This is a genomic window from Streptomyces sp. NBC_00028, assembly GCF_045041065.1.
In the GTDB taxonomy this organism is placed as follows: Bacteria; Actinomycetota; Actinomycetes; order Streptomycetales; family Streptomycetaceae; genus Streptomyces.
Window position 1 is genome coordinate 9,040,420 of record NZ_CP108293.1, and the last position, 17,578, is coordinate 9,057,997.

The window sequence follows — 17,578 nt, forward strand, 5'->3', positions numbered from 1 at the left end:
GGTCAAGGGCCGCACCAGAGGAAGTTTCATCCATTCCTCGCGTCACGAATGTACGAACCCTCCATCACTCGGTGTCCGTGGGCGCCTCCTCCGGCTCGGCGTCGGGCCCCTGTGCCCGTACCCGCTGGACGTGTTCGAGGGAGTCGCGCAGTTCGGTGAGCCAGTCGTCGGTGTGCCGCTGGACGAGGCGGACGCACCAGGCGAGCGCGTCGCTGCGGCTGCGCGCGACCCCGCCCGCGATGAGCGTGTCCAGGACCTGGCGCTCGGGCTGGCGCAGCCGGGTCATCACGGGCGCGGCCACATGCGTGAACAGGGCGCGTTCCCCGGCGCACTCCACGCCCCAGGACACCTTGCGGCGGAACCGGTGCTCGGCCTCGCGGGCCACTTCGATCCGGGTGTCGCGGGTGCGCTCGCGGAACTCCTGGACGCGGCTGCGCACGGCCGCCTCCCGCTCGGTGGCCGGGGCGCCCTCGGCGAGCCGCGGCGCGGGGATGCGGCCGATGACGGTGATCTCCTCGCGGTCGACCGTCAGCTCGGCCAGTTCTTCGAAGAGGTCGTCCGGCAGCCGCCCGGCGAACCAGCCGCGCAGTTTCTCCTGCTGCTCTGTCGTAATCATGTAATGACGATTACTCCGCCGGAGCATGAACGCAAGGGGGCGGAGAGGGGTCAGCCGAGAGCTCAACCGGAATGTTTCAGGCCGATTGCGGAGCCGGTGTGAACCGGCCATTCGGTCGGGCGGGACGATCAAGAACCGCGTGGTTACTGGGCTCCGGTGTTCGAATTCCGTGACTTCGCGCCACTGATTCAACACGCAAGGTTACTGAATCACGTGGGGTCGATGTGTGTTCCGGCCGCCGACTCGGCAGACTCGCGCTCGCCGCCCCGACGCCGATCGTGCCGGGTGCGGCACCACCCTCGTCTCAGCGGAAGGATGCTCATCATGCGGAACACCGCGCGCTGGGCGGCGACCCTCGCTCTCACGGCCACCGCCGTCTGCGGCCCCCTCACCGGGACCGCGCTCGCCGCCACGGACTCGCTCTACGCCCCCTCGGCCCTGGTCCTCACCACGGGCCACGGCGACAGCGCCGCCACCGTCACGCCGGCCCGCGCGGTCACCCTCTCCTGCGCCCCGACGCCGTCCGGCACCCACCCGGCGGCTGCCCTCGCCTGTGCCGAACTGCGCGGCGTGGGCGGGGACTTCGACGCGCTGGAGGCCCGTGACGACGTGATGTGCACCAAGGAGTACGACCCCGTGGTCGTCACCGTCGACGGTGTCTGGCAGGGCCGACGTGTCTCCTATGAGCGCACTTTCGCCAACGAGTGCGTGAAGAGCTCCCTCGGGTCGAGTCTCTTCAGCTTCTGACAGTCTCTTCACCCCCTGAGGACCGAGGTCGCACGGTCCCCGTGGAACCGGACGGCCGCCCGTGGCTGGGGAGCGCGGGCGCCGTCACGGGGACCGGTGCGATCTCGCACCGAGGGCCGGTCGGGCGGAGTGGGGCCGCCCGGCCGGCCTTCGTAATGTGTGTTCACGGGCTCATGGAGCCTGCCCGTCGCCCTCCGACTCCTCCTGGGCCCGCACGTTCGGGGTGATGGCCTCGCCCGCCTCGCCCCGGCGCCGGCGCTGGGCCTCGGAGTCGTGGGTGCGGCGTACCGTCTCCTCGAACTCCCGCAGGACTTCCTCCACCGCGGTCTCGGGAGGCTTCTTGTCGTGGGTCATCACGGTGTCCTTTCTCAGTTCGTCGCCGCCGCGATGCGCAGCGGCACGAGGTCCTGGTCCCCGGGTTCCTCGGCGCGGCGGCTGACACCCGCCCACCAGGAGGGGCCGTCCTCGATATGGCGCAGCAGGACGCCCTCGCGGATCGCCCACGGGCAGATGCCGACGGTCCTGATGCCGGTGAGCTTCAGTGCCGTGTGCGCGACCACCGCGCCGGCCAGGCTCTGTGCGGCGCGGGGCGCCGAGATGCCGGGGAGCCGGGCGCGTTCGGCGGTGGGCAGGGCGGAGAGGCGGGTGATCGCGGCCTTCAGGTCCGAGCGGTGCAACTGCCGCTCCACGAACGGCCCGTGCCGTCCCGGCGGTGCCCCGCACAACCGGCCCAGCTGCTGGAACGTACGGGAGGTGACCACCGCCGTGTGCGGTCCCTCCCAGCGGATCCGGGCCGCCACGTCCCGCAGTTGATGCCGGACCCGGCGCCGCAACGCCCGCAGCAGTTCCGGGGAGGGCGGATCCTCGCCGGAGAGGAACTCATGGGTGAGCCGGCCCGCGCCCAGTGGCAGCGAGGCCACGAAATCCGGTAACCGTCCCCGCCCGAAGGCCACTTCGAGGGAACCGCCACCGATGTCCAGCAGGGCCAGCGGCCCCGACCGCCACCCCATCCAGCGCCGCGCCCCCAGGAAGGTGAGCTCCGCCTCCAGCTCGCCCGGCATCGTGCACAGTTCGACCCCCGTGCGGGTCCGTACCGCACGCAGCACCGCCCGGCGGTTGGGCGCACTGCGCACCACCGCCGTGGCGAAGGCCAGCGGCGGCGCGGAACCCCACTCGGTCGCCGTCCGGTCCGCCTCGGCCACGGCGGTGACGAGTCTGTCGACCGCCTCCGCCGGCACCGGGCCGCCCGGCTTGACCTGTTCCGACAGGCGTAGCCGCCACTTCGCGGTGTGCACCGGCAGCGGAACCCCGCCCTCGGCGTCCGCGACCACCAGCCGGACCGTGTTCGACCCCACATCCACCACGCTCATTCGCATGGACCGGTGAGTACCCGCTTCGGGGCCCTCCGTCACCGCGGCCGGGTGTGATGCGCGGCAACCGGCCAGGAATCGGCCCGCCGATGTACGCGTACCGGCGGCACGGGCAGCGCAGAGGGGCCGCCGTCTCCCTGATGACGGCGGCCCCTCGGTCCTGGGGGGAACTACATGTGGACGACGGGTGCGGCGTCCGGGTCCTGCTCCGGCACCCCGCGGCGGTAGAGCAGGAAGGCGATCAGCGTGCCGGCGGCGAAGAGGCCCGCCGACCACCAGAAGGCGGTGGTGTAGCTCTCGATGGTGGCCTGGGCCTGCACGAGCTTGTTGCTCGGGTCCTTGCCTGCCAGGTAGTCGGTCGCGGCGCTCGCGGCCAGGGTGTTCAGCAGCGCCGTACCGATCGAACCGCCCACCTGCTGCATGGCGTTGACCGTGGCGGAGGCGACACCGGCGTCCTCGGCCGCGACCCCCGCCGTGGCCAGCTGCATCGCGGGCGGCATGACCAGACCGAGGCCGAAACCGACCACGATCAGCTGCGGCAGCACGGCGCTCGTGTAGGACGAGGCGACCCCGATGCCGGTCAGCCAGGCCATACCGACGGCGGCGATGCCGAAGCCCAGCGGGATGACGGCCTTCGGGCCCATCCGTGGCACCAGCTTGGTCGTGCCGAGCTGGGCGCCCACCATCAGCGCGGCGACCATCGGCAGGAACGCGACACCGGTCTTCGTCGGGCTGAAGCCCAGGTTGAGCTGGAGGTAGTAGGTGAGGAAGAGGAACACACCGAACATGCCGCCGCCGGAGATCAGTACGGCGAGGAAGGAGGCGGCGCGGTTGCGGTCGAGCAGGATGCGCAGCGGCAGCAGCGGGTGCGCGGCCTTGGTCTGCCACCAGGCGAAGGCCACGAGCAGCACACCGCCGACGATCAGGAAGCCCCAGGTGGCGGGCGAGTCCCAGTCGTGGGTCTCGGCGTTGGAGAAGCCGTAGACCAGGGAGAACAGACCGGCGGCGACCAGGACCGTGCCCGGCACGTCCAGCTTGGAGTTTCCGGCGTCACGATGGTTGTGCAGCAGCATCCAGCCGCCGGCGAAGGCGACCACGGCGATGACGACGTTGACGTAGAGGGTCCAGCGCCAGTCGAGTGCGTCGGTCAGGACGCCGCCGAGCAGCAGACCCACCGCACCGCCGGCGCCGGCGATGGCGCCGTAGACGCTGAAGGCCTTGGCGCGCTCCTTGGCGTCGGTGAACGTCGTGTTGAGAAGCGAGAGCGCGGCGGGCGCGAGGAGTGCGCCGAAGGCACCCTGGAGAGCACGGGCGGTGACCAGCATCTCGAAGTTGGTCGCGGCGCCGCCGAGCGCGGAGACCGCGGCGAAGCCGACGACACCGATCAGGAAGGCCGTCTTGCGGCCGAAGAGGTCGGCGATCCGGCCGCCCAGCAGCAGGAGGGAGGCGAAGGCCAGGGCGTAGGCGGTGACGATCCACTGCCGGTTGCCGTCGGAGAACCCGAGGTCGGCCTGGGCCGAGGGAAGGGCGATGTTCACGATGGTGGCGTCCAGGACCACCATCAGCTGCGCGAGGGCGATGACGCCGAGGATCCACCACCGCTTGGTGGAGGCAGCCTCGGGCGACGCCTCGACCGCGCCCGCCTGGGCGCTGTCGGTCAGGGTCTTCTGGGACATGGCGGAACCACTCCAGGGAAGTCGTTCGGAATTTACAAAGCCGTAAACGAAACTGTTTCGTACACATCGAGGCTAGAGCACTTCCAGCGAAACGGCAACGTTTCGCTGGGGAGGGAGGTCGAGTGTGATCAGCGGCACGTTCGGGGTCGAGGGTGCGGAGCTGTACTACGAGCTACGAGGGAGCGGTCCACCGCTGCTGATGATCAGCGGCGCGGGCGGCGACGCCGGCTACTACACGGAGGTCGCCGCGGACCTCGCCGACGCGTTCACCGTGATCACCTACGACCGGCGCGGCAACTCCCGTAGCACCGGCCGTTCCGGGGCGCCGACGGACCTCGCCGAGCAGGCGGCCGACGCCCACGCCCTCGTCGCGGGTCTCGCGGGCGGCCGGGCGCTGGTCTTCGGCAACAGCGGGGGCGCGATCATCGGGCTGACGCTGGCCGCGCTGCATCCCGCGTCCCTGGCGGGCCTGATCGCCCACGAACCGCCCGCCGTGAACGTCCTGCCCGCCGACGACCCTGCGCGCGGCTTCTTCGCCGACGTGGCCGACCGGTACGCGCGCGGCGGCGCCCCGGCCGCGGGGCGCCGGTTCGCCGAGACTGTCCGCGGCGAGGGGACGTATCGCTGGCCGGACGACCTGTGGCGACGGTTCCTGGGCAATCAGGCCCATCTCTTCGGCACCGAGTGGGCGGCCTTCGCCGGCTTCCGGCCCGACGAGGGCGCGCTGAAGTCGGCCCCGTTCCCGATCGTCCTGGGCGCCGGCGCGGAAGACCGCGACACCTACTACGCCCGCCCCTCCGTCGAGATCGCCCGGCGGACCGGCGCGTCCTGGGTCGAGTTCCCCGGCATCCACATGGAGTTCCTGCGCCGGCCCGGCCGGTTCGCGGCAGCGCTGCGGGCGCTGGCGACCTGGGTGTACGCGGATGACCGACCACCGGAGCCTCGTATGCCTTGACCGGTATATAACCGCAGAGGCATATTGGAGGCATGTCCGACGCCGCGCTCTGGACCGCCCTCGCCGATCCCCACCGGCGGGCCATCGTCGCGCTGCTCCTGGAGCGGTCGAGGCCCGTCGGGGAGATCGTGGAGGCATGCGGCCTGAGCCAGCCGAGCACCTCCAAGCATCTGAGAGTGCTCAAAGACGCCGGTCTGGTCCGGGTCAGACAGGACGCGCAACGCCGCGTCTACGCCCTCGAACCGGCCCCGATCGCCGCCCTCGACGCCTGGCTGGCCCCCTACCGCAGGCTGTGGAACGACAGCCTGGACGCCCTGGGCCGGCGCCTGGACGACGCTGAGGAACCGCCCCTCTCGAAGGACTGATCCCCATGTCCGCAGACCTCACCGGCACCTGTCTGACCCTGGACGACGGCCGCCCCGCCGTCCGCTTCAGCCGCACCTACGACCATCCGATCGACCGCGTCTGGCAGTTCGTGACCGACGTCGACGAACTCGCCCACTGGTTCCCGTCCCGCGCCGAGATCGACCTGCGCCCCGGCGGCGAGGTGAGGTTCAGCGGCGACCCCAACATGCCGGAATCCACGGGCCGGGTCCTCGCCGTCGACGCGCCCCACCACCTCTCCTTCGCGTGGGGCGACGACGAACTGCGCTTCGACCTGGAGGAGTTGGGCGACAAGAGCACCCGCTTCACACTCACCAACGTGCTCAGCGAGGCGAACACCGCCGCCCGCAACGGCGCCAGCTGGGAGGTCTGCCTGGCCGCCCTGGAACGACATGCCGACGGCTCATCCGGGAGCCAGGTGCCCTGGAAGGAGTTCTACGACGGCTATCTCGCCGCCGGTGTTCCCTCCGGCGCCCCCGTCCCGGGCCTCGACTGAACCCGCGCTACGCCATCTGCCGCCGCACCAGCTCGTGCAGCCGCCCGTTCGTGTCCGCGAGCAGCTGCGCGGGCGGGCCCTGCTGGGCGACCTTGCCGTCCTCCATCACGATCACCCGGTCGGCGTCCAGCACCGTCGACAGGCGGTGCGCGATGACGATACGGGTGGCGTTGAGGGCCTTGGTGGACTCGATGACCGTGCGCTGTGTCTCGTTGTCCAGGGCGCTGGTCGCCTCGTCGAAGAACAGGATGCGCGGGCGACGGATCAACGCCTGGGCGATCATGAGCCGTTGACGCTGGCCGCCGGAGACGGCACCGCTGCCGGAGACGATGGTGTGCAGGCCCATCGGCATCCGCTGGATGTCCTCCGCGAGGCCCGCCATCTGCGCCGCCGCCATCACCTCCTCCGGGGTGTAGGGCTCGGTGCCGCAGATGACGTCCATGATCGAGCCGGTGAACGGCTGGGCGTGCTGGAGCACCACCCCGCACTGCCGGCGCACCGCCGACTGGTCGAGGGCCGCCAGGTCCTGGCCGTCGTACAGCACGCTCCCCGAGACCGGCGGGTCGAAGCCGATCAGCAGCCGGAGCAGCGTGGACTTGCCGCAGCCGCTCGGGCCGACGATCGCCACGAACTCGCCGGGACGGATGTCGAAGGACACGTCGTCGAGGATGAGCGGGCCGTCGTCGGAGTAGCGGAAGGACAGCCGGCGTGCCTCGATCCCGCCGGACAGCGGGCCCGGCCGGGTGCTCGCGGTGCGGACCTCCGGGGTGGCCTCCAGGACCGGCTTGATCTCCTCGAAGAGCGGCAGCGCGCCCACCGCCGACACGAACGCGCCGGTCAGCTGGGTCACCGAGGTCAGCACCATCGTCACCGAGGTGTTGAAGGTGAGGAACGCCGCCGCCGACATCGAGCCGCGCGCCGGGCCCGCCAGCAGCATGAACATCAGCAGCGTGCAGATCGGCAGATAGACCGCGCCCAGCACCGTGGTGAGGTTCTTGATCCGGCCCACCTTCTGCTGGAGCTCACGGCTGCGGGCGAACTCCGAGGCCCAGGCCGCGTACGCGTAGTTCTCGGCCGCCGCGACCCGCAGCTTGGGCAGTCCGCGCAGGGTCTGGAAGGCCTGGTTGTTGAGCTTGTTGCCGAGCACCACCAGGCGTCGCTGCCAGCGCACCTGCCACAGGCCGAGCCCCAGGAACACCCCGGCGATCACGACGAGCATGCCGATCGCCGCGAACGCCATCGGCACGCTGTACCAGAACAGCAGCCCCAGGTTCATCGCACCGACCGTCACCGACTGCGCGACCACGGGCCCGACTCCGGCCAGCAGGCGGCGGATCGAGCTGATGCCCATCGCCGCGCTCGCCAGCTCACCCGTCGAACGCTCGGTGAAGAACTTCGTCGGCAGCCGCAACAGCCGGTCCCACACGGCCGGTTGGAGGGTCGCCTCGATACGGCCCTCCAGACGCAGGATCGTCAGGTTCTGCAACAGCATGAAGGTCGCGGCGACGAGACTGCTGACCATCACCGCGAGACAGACCTGGACGATCAGATGCGTCTGGGCCTTCGGCACGAACTCGCCGAGCACCCGGCCGGTGGCGATCGGCACGATCGCGCCGATCGCGACAGTCACGAGGCCGCTGAGCAGCAGGTTCGTCAGGTCGCCGCCCATGTGCTGCATGCTGAACCGCAGCAGCCGGAGCGGGCTGAGCGCACGGTCGGGCAGCGGGCGGTAGAACATCACCGCGCGCGGCTCGAACTCCTCCGCGTTGGCCTTCTCGATCGGCGTCTCCCGGCCCGTCGCCGGATGCACCGCCACATAGCCGCCGCGCCGCCACAGCAGCGCGACCGGCGCCCCGGACAGCGCCCGATGCCCCACCAGCGGACCGACGTTGTCCCGCCACCAGGTGCCGTCGAGCCGTACGGCCCGGGCGCGCACCCGGGAGGCGAGCGCGATCTGCTCGACCGGATCGAGCCGGTCGCTGCCCGTGCCGGACTGCGCCGGATCGGCCAGCGTGATCCCGGCCGCCCGGGCGACCAGCTTGCACGCCGCGTACGAGGCGTCCGCGTCGGCGGCCGTGGCCCGCTTGCCCGACGACTTGCCGATGGACGCGAGGAGCGTCCGGTCGGCCTGCGCGCGGACCGCCTCACCGGCCTTGATGCCTTCGGCCGTGCGGTGCTCGTGGGTGCGCTCCACCTGCTCGATCCAGCGGTCCAGCGTGGTGAGCAGCCGGTACTGCTGGTCGACCATGCTCTGCCACACCGCCGGGTCCATCAGCAGATCGGCGGCGGCCTCCGCCCCGTACAGCGAGCCGTACTGCACACTGCCCGGCGGCACCTGCATCCAGAAGACGTCGTCGTCGGTGATCTCGGCGGCGCGTTCGCTGGCCATCGGCGCCTGGAAGAGGATGGAGAGGCTGCGGCCGACGCCGAGGGCGAGGGCGTACTCCAGCGGGCTCGTCGTCGGTGGGACGTACTGCGGGTTGCCGTACTCGTCGTAGGACCAGGTCTGGGTGTTCGCGGGCTGGTACAGCTCGCGCAGGCCGATGCGGTGCACCACGCAGTCCCGCAACGGGCGGGCCACGAGCGTGTGTTGGGGGCCGGGCGTCGGGCCCAGCAGCAGCGAGCCCGCCTCCAGGCGGCCCAGGTGATGCCAGTGGCCCTGCTGGTCGGCGTCCACCGCGAACAGGTCCACCGCGCCGGATGCCACCAGCCACAGCACCTGCGGCCCTTCGAGGTCCAGCCGGTTGTGTCCGGCGAGGTCGAACGGCGTGCCCATGGCGCCGAGGGCCTGGAGAACCAGGTCCCCTTCGGGTGCGGTCGTCATCTCAGCGCTCCCTGACCAGAGCCGCGTACGCGCCACCGCGCGCCACCAGCTCCTCGTGCCGTCCGCGTTCCACGATCGTGCCGTGCTGGAGTACGACGATCTCGTCGCTGTCGCGCACGGTGCTGAGCCGGTGCGCGATCACCACACAGGCACAGCCGCGTCTGCGGAGGTTGTCCATCACCATCTGTTCGGTCTCGGCGTCCAGCGCGCTCGTGACCTCGTCGAGGACGAGGATGCTCGGCCGCCGCACCAACGCCCTCGCGATCTCCAGGCGTTGACGCTGGCCGCCGGAGAAGTTCCGGCCGTCCTGCTCGACCCGGCTGTTGATGCCGCCGGGGCGGCGCATCACCACGTCGTAGAGCGCCGCGTCGCGCAGCGCGTCCACCACCGCGTCGTCCGGGATCGAGGGGTCCCACAGCGCCACGTTGTCGCGCACCGAGCCCTCGAAGAGGAAGACGTCCTGGTCGACGAAGGAGACGGAGGAGGCGAGGGCGCCGCGCGGAATGTCCTCCAGGCGCCGGCCGTCGATGCGGATGACGCCCTCCCAGGGCGCGTACAGGCCGGATATCAGCCGGGAGACCGTCGACTTGCCGCTGCCCGAGCCGCCGACCAGGGCCACCTGCTGTCCCGGGCCGACGGTGAGGTCGAAGCCGGTCAACAGGGGCTTGTCGAGTGGGTTGTAGCCGAAGGAGATGTTCTGCAGCTCGACATGTCCCTGCAGTCGCCGGGTCGAGTCACCGGCGCCCGGCCGGCCGTAGAGCGGGTCGGCCTGGAAGTTCTCCACGTCCTTCAGCCGGGCCACGTCGGCCGCGAAGTCCTGGATGCGCCCGGCGACGCCGTTGAGGCGGGTGATGGGCGCGGTGAAGCGGGTGACCAGGGACTGGAAGGCGACCAGGAGGCCGACCGAGATACCGCCCTCGACCGCCCGCATACCGCCGACCCACAGGATCACCGCGCTGTTGAGCGAGGCGAGCGTCGGCGCGACCACGCCCAGCCAGGCGGAGGGCACCCCGAGCCGCTGCTGTTCCTCCAGGGTGGTGGCGTGCTGCCCGGCCCACTTGCGGAAATAGCCGTCCTCGCCGCCCGTCGCCTTCATCGTCTCGATCAACTGCAGGCCCGTGTAGGCGGTGTTGGTCAACCGGGCACTGTCGGCCCGCAGTTTCGCGGTGCGGGTGGCGCGCAGACGGATGACCACCCGCATGGCGACGATGTTCAGCAGCGCGACGCCGATGCCGACGAACGTCAACTGCGGGTCGTAGGTGTAGAGGAGGACGGCGTACAGGACGACGACCACCGCGTCCACGCCCGCCGCCGCGAGGTCACGGGCCAGCGTCTCGGCCACGGCGTCGTTGGACTGGAGGCGCTGCACCAGGTCCGCCGGGCTGCGCTGGGAGAAGAACGTCACCGGCAGCCGCAGCAGATGGCGCAGGAAGCGGGCGCTGGAGAGGGTGGAGGAGATGATGCGGCCGCGCAGCAGGTTCGCCTGTTGCAGCCAGGTCAGGACGAGCGTGAGCGCCACGCAGGTGCCCATCGACGCGAACAGCACGCCCAGCAGGGACGTCTGGCCCCCGATGAGGAACATGTCGATGTAGGTACGGCTCAGCGCGGGCACCGCCGCGCCCACCAGCACCAGCAGCAGGCTCGCCAGCACCGCGGCCGGCATGGTGCCCGCCGTACCCCGCAGCCGGGCCGGCATCGCGCCGAGGACACCGGGCTTGCGGCCGCCCTTGGTGAAGCCGTCACCCGGCTCCATGATCAGGACGACACCGGTGAAGCTGGAGTCGAAGTCCTCCATCGGCACGAACCTGCGGCCCTTGCCGGGGTCGTTGATGTAGACCCCGCGGCGGCCGAAGCGGCGGCCCATGCCGTCGAAGACGACGTAGTGGTTGAACTCCCAGAAGAGGACCGCCGGCGCCTTGACCTCGGCGAGAGCGGCCGTGTCCATCTGCATGCCCTTGGCGGTCAGACCGTAACTGCGGGCCGCCTTCAGCAGGTTGCTGGCGCGCGAGCCGTCCCGCGAGACACCGCACGCGATGCGCAGCTCCTCCAGCGGGACGTGCTTGCCGAAATGGCCGAGGACCATCGCGAGGGAGGCGGCGCCGCACTCGACGGCCTCCATCTGGAGCACGGTGGGCGTGCGGATCGTGCTGCCCCTGCCCTTCGGCACCGGGCGCTTGGGCGGGGCGGACCGGCGGCGGCCGCGGGTCTCCTGTGCGGTGGTCACGGCAGCAGCCAATCGACGGGACGCTGGTCGGCGAGGCGGATGGAACCCTGGGCCACGGTCATGGAGGTGAGGGAGAACGGTGGCCCGTCCGCGGACGACCACTCGTAGCCGCTCTTGGTGCCGGACGCCTTGTCCAGCTTCACCGTCACGGCCACCGGCCTGCCGTCCTTGGTGAACTGCTCGCCGAGCTGGCTGTCCCCGAGGAACGCGGAGATCTGCTGGGCCGACTGCGCCGAACGGTCCACCGACTTCACATGGCCGCGCAGCACGCCGTACTCCTGGGTGGGCACGGAGGACACCGTCAGGTCCACGGCGGCGTTCGCGGGGATCGAGGCGGCGTTCTCGGCCGGGACGTACACGGTGGCGTACAGCGGATCGGAGGTGTGCGCGACCTTCTCCACGGCGGCCACATTGGCGCCGGTCTGGATGATCTGGCCGATCGTGGCGGCGAGCGCGGTGACGCGGCCGGCGGCGACCGAGCGGACGACGGTGTCGCCCTCGGCGGTACGGACCTTCAGCACCGGGGAGTTGGCGGGCAGCCGCTCGCCCTGCTTCGCGATTACGGCGGTGACCTGGCCCGCGACCGGGCTCTGGAGGATGTAACTGCCCTGTCCGTGGGTGAGGATGGCGGGCGCGCCCACGGTGGAGGCGACCGAACCGGTCACCGCCCACACCGACGCGGCGGCCATCACGACCACCGTCGCCAAGAGCGCGAGCCAGCCCTGGGGGCGGGCGAAACGCACGGGGAGGTCGAGCTCCTCCGGCGACTGGAGCTTGGCGAGGGCCTGTTGGCGGAACTGCACGGAACTTTCCCTCACCTGAAAACGAGGAAGGACCGGCTGCGGGCAGCCGGCTGTGTCATGACGTCCGAGAGTCCCGGAGCCGGGAAGCGGCTCCGGGACTCAGGGCACAAGGTGCGATCAGAGACCGGCGACCAGGTTCGTGACCGGGGCCACGGAGAGGCCGGTGACACCCTCGACGGTGCCGACGGCCGTGTCGACCAGGCCGGAGACCGGGGCGATGCCGTCCACCAGGCCGGTGACGGTGCCGAGGGCGTTCAGCTGCAGGCCGCCGGAGACGTTGTCGAGCTCCGCGTCGGAGATCTCGACGGTCTCAACCTGGGGGGTGGAGTTCATGGTGGAACTTCCCTTCATATGGATATTCACAAGGGGGAGCGGACCCCTGGCAGGGGCGGCCGCGTGCCGCAGGCGCCAGACACCCGTTTCCGGGAGCCGTTCGCGGCTGCCGCGGTGCGATGGATAAAAGCACGCGGCGGGCACGGGCTTCCAATCAACCAACGGCCTCACCTGGGCACTTGGGTCCCGGAGGTACCGAAGCGTGCAGGCGTGCGCACGTCTCGCCGCCGAGTTCTTCACACCCGGCACGTCTTCGGTTCACACGAGGACTTGCGGCCCGGGAGGCGAATCCGACACTCCCGCCCCAATGACGTACGCGGCGGAACGCGCTTGTGCAGATCCGCCGCGCACGGTGACTTGGTTGAGTATTGGATGTGCAGATTCCCTGAAGCCGGGATTCCGGGGGAACTTCGAGACGGACCGTCGCTGACCGATCGCGGACCGTGTCTGTCCGGTCGTCAGCCGAGAAGTGCGTAGACCGTGCTCGCGCGGGCCGCGAGTTCACCTGACTCCGCGTCGGTCATCGTGATGTCGGCGAACGCCATGCGCCGGCCCAGCTTGGTGATCACCGCCTGGATCAGGACATCCGAACCGGACACAGCGCGCTGGAACGAGGTCGACTGCTGCACGGTCGTCATCGGTCCGTAGGCCCCCCGCGCCGCCGACACGGCGATCACCGTGGCCGTGTCCGCGGCGGCCATCAGGGCCTGGCCCGACAGCGCCCCGCCCTCCCGCGACAGGCGGTCCGACCAGGGAAGTCGCAGGGTCGCCCGGTCCTCGCCCAGGGCCTCGACGGTCAGCCCCAGATCGAGCACCCAAGGGGCGAAGTTGGCGGAGAGGATCTTGTCGGCTTCGGCGGTGGTCATCGTCATATGGGGGATTGTTCCCGCTGCTGGGCCGCCGGACGCGGAGCCCGGCCGATCCCTTGGCCGATTCGGCACTGCAAAGGGACTGCCAACAAACGGAATTGAACGCCCCAGGTGCCTCCTGCGTACCCACTGCCATCCAGGCGCCCCGAACAGCCGCCGACGAACGGTGGCACTGACCCCGTCCTTCAGGAGGTCGAGAAGTTTGAGTCACAAGCGAATCCCCAAGCGCAAGGCCGCGATCGCGGCAGGCGGCGTGGTGGCGCTCGGAGCGGCCGCAATTCTCCTGCCCAACGCGAACGCGTCCCAGGACGGCTCGTCGTCGAACGGAGCCGCGGCCGCCCCGAAGACCCTCAAGGCGTCGGACGCCTCGGATCTCGCCTCACAGCTTCAGGAACTGCTCGGCGACGCCTTCGCCGGTTCGTACTACGACACGGACCAGCAGCAGCTCGTCGTGAACGTCATCTCGGGCGACAACAACAACGTGATCGTCCAGGCCAAGAAGGCCGGCGCGAAGATACGCGAGGTCGACAACAGCCTCACCGAACTCGCCGCGGGCGCCGCGACGTTGAAGGCCGACGCGACCATCCCGGGCACCTCCTGGGCCGTCGACCCCAGGACGAACAAGATCCTGGTCACCGCCGACAGCACGGTCACCGGCGCCAAGTGGGACCAGCTGGAGTCGACGGTCGACACCCTCGGCTCGGGCATGGCGACCATCAAGAAGTCGGCCGGCACCTTCAAGACCTTCCTCTCCGGCGGCGACGCCATCTTCGGCGGCGGCGCCCGCTGCTCGGCCGGGTTCAACGTCACCGCGGGCGACGGCAGCCCGGCCTTCCTGACCGCCGGTCACTGCGGTGTCGCGGCGGCCCAGTGGTCGGACGCGCAGGACGGCCAGCCGATCGCCACCGTCGACCAGGCCACCTTCCCCGGCGACGGTGACTTCGCCCTCGTGAAGTACGACGACCCGGCCACGGTCGCGCCGAGCGAGGTCAACGTCGGCGACGGCCAGACCGTGCAGATCTCCCAGGCCGCCGATGCCGAGGTCGGCCTCCAGGTCTTCAGAATGGGCAGCACCACCGGGCTCAACGACGGCCAGGTCCTCGGACTCGACGCGACCGTCAACTACCCGGAGGGCACGGTCACCGGGCTCATCCAGACCAACGTCTGCGCCGAGCCCGGCGACAGCGGCGGCTCGCTGTTCACGCAGGACGGGCTGGCCATCGGCCTGACCTCCGGCGGCAGCGGCGACTGCACGGTGGGTGGCGAGACCTTCTTCCAGCCGGTCACCACCGCCCTGACGGCGGTCGGCGCGACGCTCGGCGCGGGCGACGCGGCGGGCGGCGGCCAGGAGGCGGGCGCCGGCGACGAAGCGGGCGCGGGTGACGAGGCCGGTGCCGGCCAGGAGGTCGGCGGCGAGGAAGCCGGCGCCGGTCAGGAAGTCGGCGGCCAGGAGGCCGGTCAGGAAGTCGGTGGCCAGGACGCCGGTGGCCAGGACGTCGGCGGTGAAGAGGCCGGCGCGGGCGCGGACAACGGTGACTCCGGGCTGACCGAGACCCACTGACCCACGCCCCACCACCAGTTCACGGACTCGGTCCGGCCCTCCGGCGGGAGGGCCGGACCGAGTCCGTGTCAGCGCGCCCGCAGCAGCAGCAACGCCACGTCGTCGATCCGCTCCTCCCCCGCCCCGCCGTACGCCACCAGTTCGTCCGCCAACGCGTCCAGCGGCAGGTCCCCGGCCTGCGCGAGCCGCTGCCCCAGATCGGCGAGGGCGTCCTCGATGTCGACACCGGGCGACTCGATCAGGCCGTCGGTGTAGAGGGCGAGCACGCTGCCCGGCGCCAGGTCGACCTCCGTCGTCGGATACGTCGCCGAGCCGTCGATACCGAGGAGCGGACCGCCGGCCAGGTCCAGGACGCGTACCTTTCCGTCCGGCCGGCGCAGCAGGGGCGGGGGATGACCGGCCCGCGCCATCACGGCGCGTCCGTGGGCGGGGTCGAGGCGGAGGTACAGACAGCTCGCGAAGAGGTCGGAGCCGAGGTCGATGAGCAGCCGGTTGGTGCTGCTCATGACGTCCTGCGGGGCCTGCCCGACGGTCGTGTACGCCCGTACCGCGGTCCGGATCTGCCCCATCAGCCCGGCCGCGGTGACGTTGTGCCCCTGTACGTCGCCGATCACCGCCGAGGCCGCTCCGTGCGAGGGCACCAGGTCGTAGAAGTCGCCGCCGATGTCCATGCCCTGGGTGGCGGGCAGATAGCGGGCGGCCGCGTCTACGCCGGGCAGCGCGGGCAGCGAGTGGGGGAGCAGCGCCTCCTGGAGGCCGTGGGCGAGCCGGTGCTTGGCGTCGTACAGCATCGCGCGTTCCAGGGCCTGCGCGATCAGTCCGCCGAGGCTCGTCAGGACGGCCCGTTCGTCGGCCGGGAAGGGGTGCGGTTCGGCGTAGGCCAGCACACAGGTGCCGACCGGCCGGCCGGAGGCGATCAGGGGCAGATACGCCCAGGCCTCGAAGCCGTCGGGGGTGGTGTGCCGGACCGGATACAGGTGCTCCAGCTGCCGGCGCGAGTCGAAGAACGCGGGTACTCCACTGCTCAGGGCCTGTGCGCCGGGCGTCGGCTCGCTCAGCGGCAGCCCGTCGAAGCGCTCCACGACATGCGGGTCGGGATAGCCGCGATGGCCCAGCACGTGCAGCCGTCCCGCCCGGGAGCCGAGCATGACGAGGGCCTGGCCGCCCACCGCCGGCACGATCTCGTCGGCGACGAGCTGGACCACGTCCTCCACACCGGCCGCCTCGGTCAGCGCCCCGGCCAGGCTCAGCACCTGCGAGATGGTGACGAGCCGGGACTGGGCGCCGCTCGGCTGCGGCGCGGCCCGGCTCATCTCCGCCACCGCCCGCGCCCTGCTTACGCGCACGCTCAGGCCGGTGGTGCTCGGGTACAGCCGGAACGACAGCCAGTCGCCGGGCGGTCGCAGTGCCACGAACGACGTCGTCTGCTGACTGAGCAGCGCGGCGCGGTAGCGGTCCTCGTAGACCGGGTCGTTGAGCCAGGGCACCGACGCCCACAGCTGGGTGCCGAGCAGGCTGCTGACCGGGACGCCGATCAGCTCGGCCGCGGCGGCGTTGGCGAAGGCGATCCGCCCGTGCAGATCGAGCGAGCACAGCCCGTACGGCAGCCGGGACACCATCCGGGCCGCCTCCACCGTGCCCAGCGTGCCCGCCGCGCCGGCCACCGGGGTGCCGGTCAGCAGATCGGGCTCCGGGAAGACCGGGCGGCTGTCCGCGGCGGCCCGCTCCAGACGCACCGCGAGCCGTCCGCAGGCCGCGCCCAGATGGTCCCGCTCCCGGTCGGAGAGTTCCGGCGGATGCGAGCCGGGCCAGGTCACGAAGATCGCGCCGTACTCCTTGGTGTCCGTCGCCACGGGCAGCGCGGCGAGCGCGAACGGGTAGGGAAGCACCACGGCGATCCGCGGATAACGGCGGGCCATCTCCTCCTCACCGCCCACCCACACCAGCCGCCGCTCCCGGACCGCCTCGGCGACCGGGATCGGGGCGCTGAGCCCCACGCGTTCCCAGGGCGCCGCGAAGGCCCGGGGCAGCCCGGCCATCACCGCCATCTCCAGGACCGGCTCGCCGGACGCCAGCAGATACACCGCGCCGGAGTGGGCGTGCACCTCGTCCATCATCGAGGCCAGCGCCAGCGACAGCAGCGGCCGCCCGACCCGCGTCCGCGCGGCAGCCGGCGCCTGCGCGCCCCTACCCCCATCACCCACGCCGCCCACCTCCTCACACACCCCACAGCCCGGCATACAACGGGCTCCGGGATCAAATCTCCCCCTTGCCGCAGGCACGCGCACGGCGAGCCCACGGGGCCCGGCCGACGAGGGCGTCAGGTCAGGCTGGGGAGAGGGGGAGAGGGGGGCGAAGGGGCGAAGGGGCCGAGGGGGCCGAGGGGCGAGGGGGGGAGGGGGCCGAGGGAGGCGAGCAACCGGTACGCGGCTGGCGGGGGCCAGCGACTGGCCCACGCGATCGCGGCGAGCGGGCCGTAGCCGAGCGACGGAGGCAAACACCCTGAACCCGGTCGACGAAGGTGAGCGGCCCGACCCCTGTGGGCGTGGTGCCGGGGCGTGGCGAGGTGGTGGAGGTGTGTGCCCCGGGCCCGGTCGATGAGGGCGAGTGGCCCGGGCCCTGTGGCCGTGGCGATCGGGCCGTGGCCGAGTGATGGAGGCGAGCTCCACGAAGCCGGGCGGTGAAGGTGAGCGGCCCGGCTCCTGTGGGTTTGGTGCTGG

General features: G+C 71.4%; 15 protein-coding genes. 5 read left to right on the forward strand and 10 right to left on the reverse strand.

Going from position 1 to position 17,578, the window contains the following annotated elements:
- Positions 1-64: 64 nt before the first annotated feature.
- A complete protein-coding gene (locus OG885_RS40990) occupies positions 65-616 on the reverse strand; it encodes a hypothetical protein (protein WP_405741199.1) in 552 nt (183 codons plus the stop codon).
- Positions 617-940: 324 nt separating this feature from the next.
- Between OG885_RS40990 and OG885_RS40995 the strand changes: the two genes are divergently transcribed.
- On the forward strand, positions 941-1,363 hold the full coding sequence (locus tag OG885_RS40995; protein WP_405741202.1) for a protease inhibitor: 423 nt from the start codon (positions 941-943) through the stop codon (positions 1,361-1,363).
- Between the two features lie 171 nt (positions 1,364-1,534).
- On the opposite strand, the gene OG885_RS41000 is transcribed toward OG885_RS40995, so the two are convergent.
- From OG885_RS41000 to OG885_RS41010, 3 genes are all read right to left on the reverse strand, one after another.
- Positions 1,535-1,717 carry a hypothetical protein gene (locus tag OG885_RS41000; protein WP_405741205.1) on the reverse strand — a complete coding sequence of 61 codons (183 nt, stop codon included), beginning with the start codon at positions 1,715-1,717 and terminating at the stop codon, positions 1,535-1,537.
- Positions 1,718-1,731: 14 nt separating this feature from the next.
- A complete protein-coding gene (locus tag OG885_RS41005) occupies positions 1,732-2,739 on the reverse strand; it encodes a Ppx/GppA family phosphatase (protein WP_405741206.1) in 1,008 nt (335 codons plus the stop codon).
- Positions 2,740-2,903: 164 nt separating this feature from the next.
- Complete coding sequence (locus tag OG885_RS41010) at positions 2,904-4,409, reverse strand: MFS transporter (protein ID WP_405741209.1); 1,506 nt, start codon at positions 4,407-4,409, stop codon at positions 2,904-2,906.
- 124 nt (positions 4,410-4,533) lie between these two features.
- On the opposite strand from OG885_RS41010, the gene OG885_RS41015 reads away from it, so the two are divergent.
- The 3 genes from OG885_RS41015 to OG885_RS41025 are packed head-to-tail and all read left to right on the forward strand — an operon-like array spanning position 4,534 to position 6,244.
- Complete coding sequence (locus OG885_RS41015) at positions 4,534-5,364, forward strand: alpha/beta hydrolase (RefSeq protein ID WP_405741212.1); 831 nt, start codon at positions 4,534-4,536, stop codon at positions 5,362-5,364.
- 32 nt (positions 5,365-5,396) lie between these two features.
- The gene (locus OG885_RS41020; protein WP_405741215.1) at positions 5,397-5,729 is read left to right on the forward strand and encodes an ArsR/SmtB family transcription factor; all 333 of its coding nucleotides are present in this window, start codon (positions 5,397-5,399) and stop codon (positions 5,727-5,729) included.
- Between the two features lie 5 nt (positions 5,730-5,734).
- Positions 5,735-6,244, forward strand: coding sequence for an SRPBCC family protein (locus OG885_RS41025; RefSeq protein ID WP_405741218.1), 510 nt, complete (start codon positions 5,735-5,737; stop codon positions 6,242-6,244).
- Between the two features lie 7 nt (positions 6,245-6,251).
- Here OG885_RS41025 and OG885_RS41030 read toward each other — a convergent pair whose 3' ends face one another.
- The 5 genes from OG885_RS41030 to OG885_RS41050 form a co-directional block, all read right to left on the reverse strand.
- Positions 6,252-9,068 carry an NHLP bacteriocin export ABC transporter permease/ATPase subunit gene (locus OG885_RS41030; protein WP_405741221.1) on the reverse strand — a complete coding sequence of 939 codons (2,817 nt, stop codon included), beginning with the start codon at positions 9,066-9,068 and terminating at the stop codon, positions 6,252-6,254.
- A 1-nt stretch (position 9,069) separates the two neighbouring features.
- Positions 9,070-11,292 carry an NHLP family bacteriocin export ABC transporter peptidase/permease/ATPase subunit gene (locus OG885_RS41035; RefSeq protein ID WP_405741224.1) on the reverse strand — a complete coding sequence of 741 codons (2,223 nt, stop codon included), beginning with the start codon at positions 11,290-11,292 and terminating at the stop codon, positions 9,070-9,072.
- Positions 11,289-12,095, reverse strand: coding sequence for an HlyD family efflux transporter periplasmic adaptor subunit (locus OG885_RS41040; RefSeq protein WP_405741227.1), 807 nt, complete (start codon positions 12,093-12,095; stop codon positions 11,289-11,291). The genes OG885_RS41035 and OG885_RS41040 overlap by 4 nt, the downstream gene beginning before the upstream one ends.
- 117 nt (positions 12,096-12,212) lie before the next feature.
- Positions 12,213-12,428 carry a hypothetical protein gene (locus tag OG885_RS41045; protein WP_046256964.1) on the reverse strand — a complete coding sequence of 72 codons (216 nt, stop codon included), beginning with the start codon at positions 12,426-12,428 and terminating at the stop codon, positions 12,213-12,215.
- 458 nt (positions 12,429-12,886) lie between these two features.
- Positions 12,887-13,300: a PaaI family thioesterase gene (locus OG885_RS41050; RefSeq protein ID WP_405741229.1), complete on the reverse strand. Its 414-nt coding sequence runs from the start codon at positions 13,298-13,300 to the stop codon at positions 12,887-12,889.
- 199 nt (positions 13,301-13,499) lie between these two features.
- Here OG885_RS41050 and OG885_RS41055 point away from each other — a divergent pair, with 199 nt between their 5' ends.
- Positions 13,500-14,858 carry a S1 family peptidase gene (locus OG885_RS41055; protein WP_405741232.1) on the forward strand — a complete coding sequence of 453 codons (1,359 nt, stop codon included), beginning with the start codon at positions 13,500-13,502 and terminating at the stop codon, positions 14,856-14,858.
- A 68-nt stretch (positions 14,859-14,926) separates the two neighbouring features.
- Here the strand turns inward: OG885_RS41055 and OG885_RS41060 are convergent, their stop codons facing one another.
- Positions 14,927-17,098: a PP2C family protein-serine/threonine phosphatase gene (locus tag OG885_RS41060; protein WP_405741234.1), complete on the reverse strand. Its 2,172-nt coding sequence runs from the start codon at positions 17,096-17,098 to the stop codon at positions 14,927-14,929.
- Positions 17,099-17,578 lie beyond the last annotated feature (480 nt).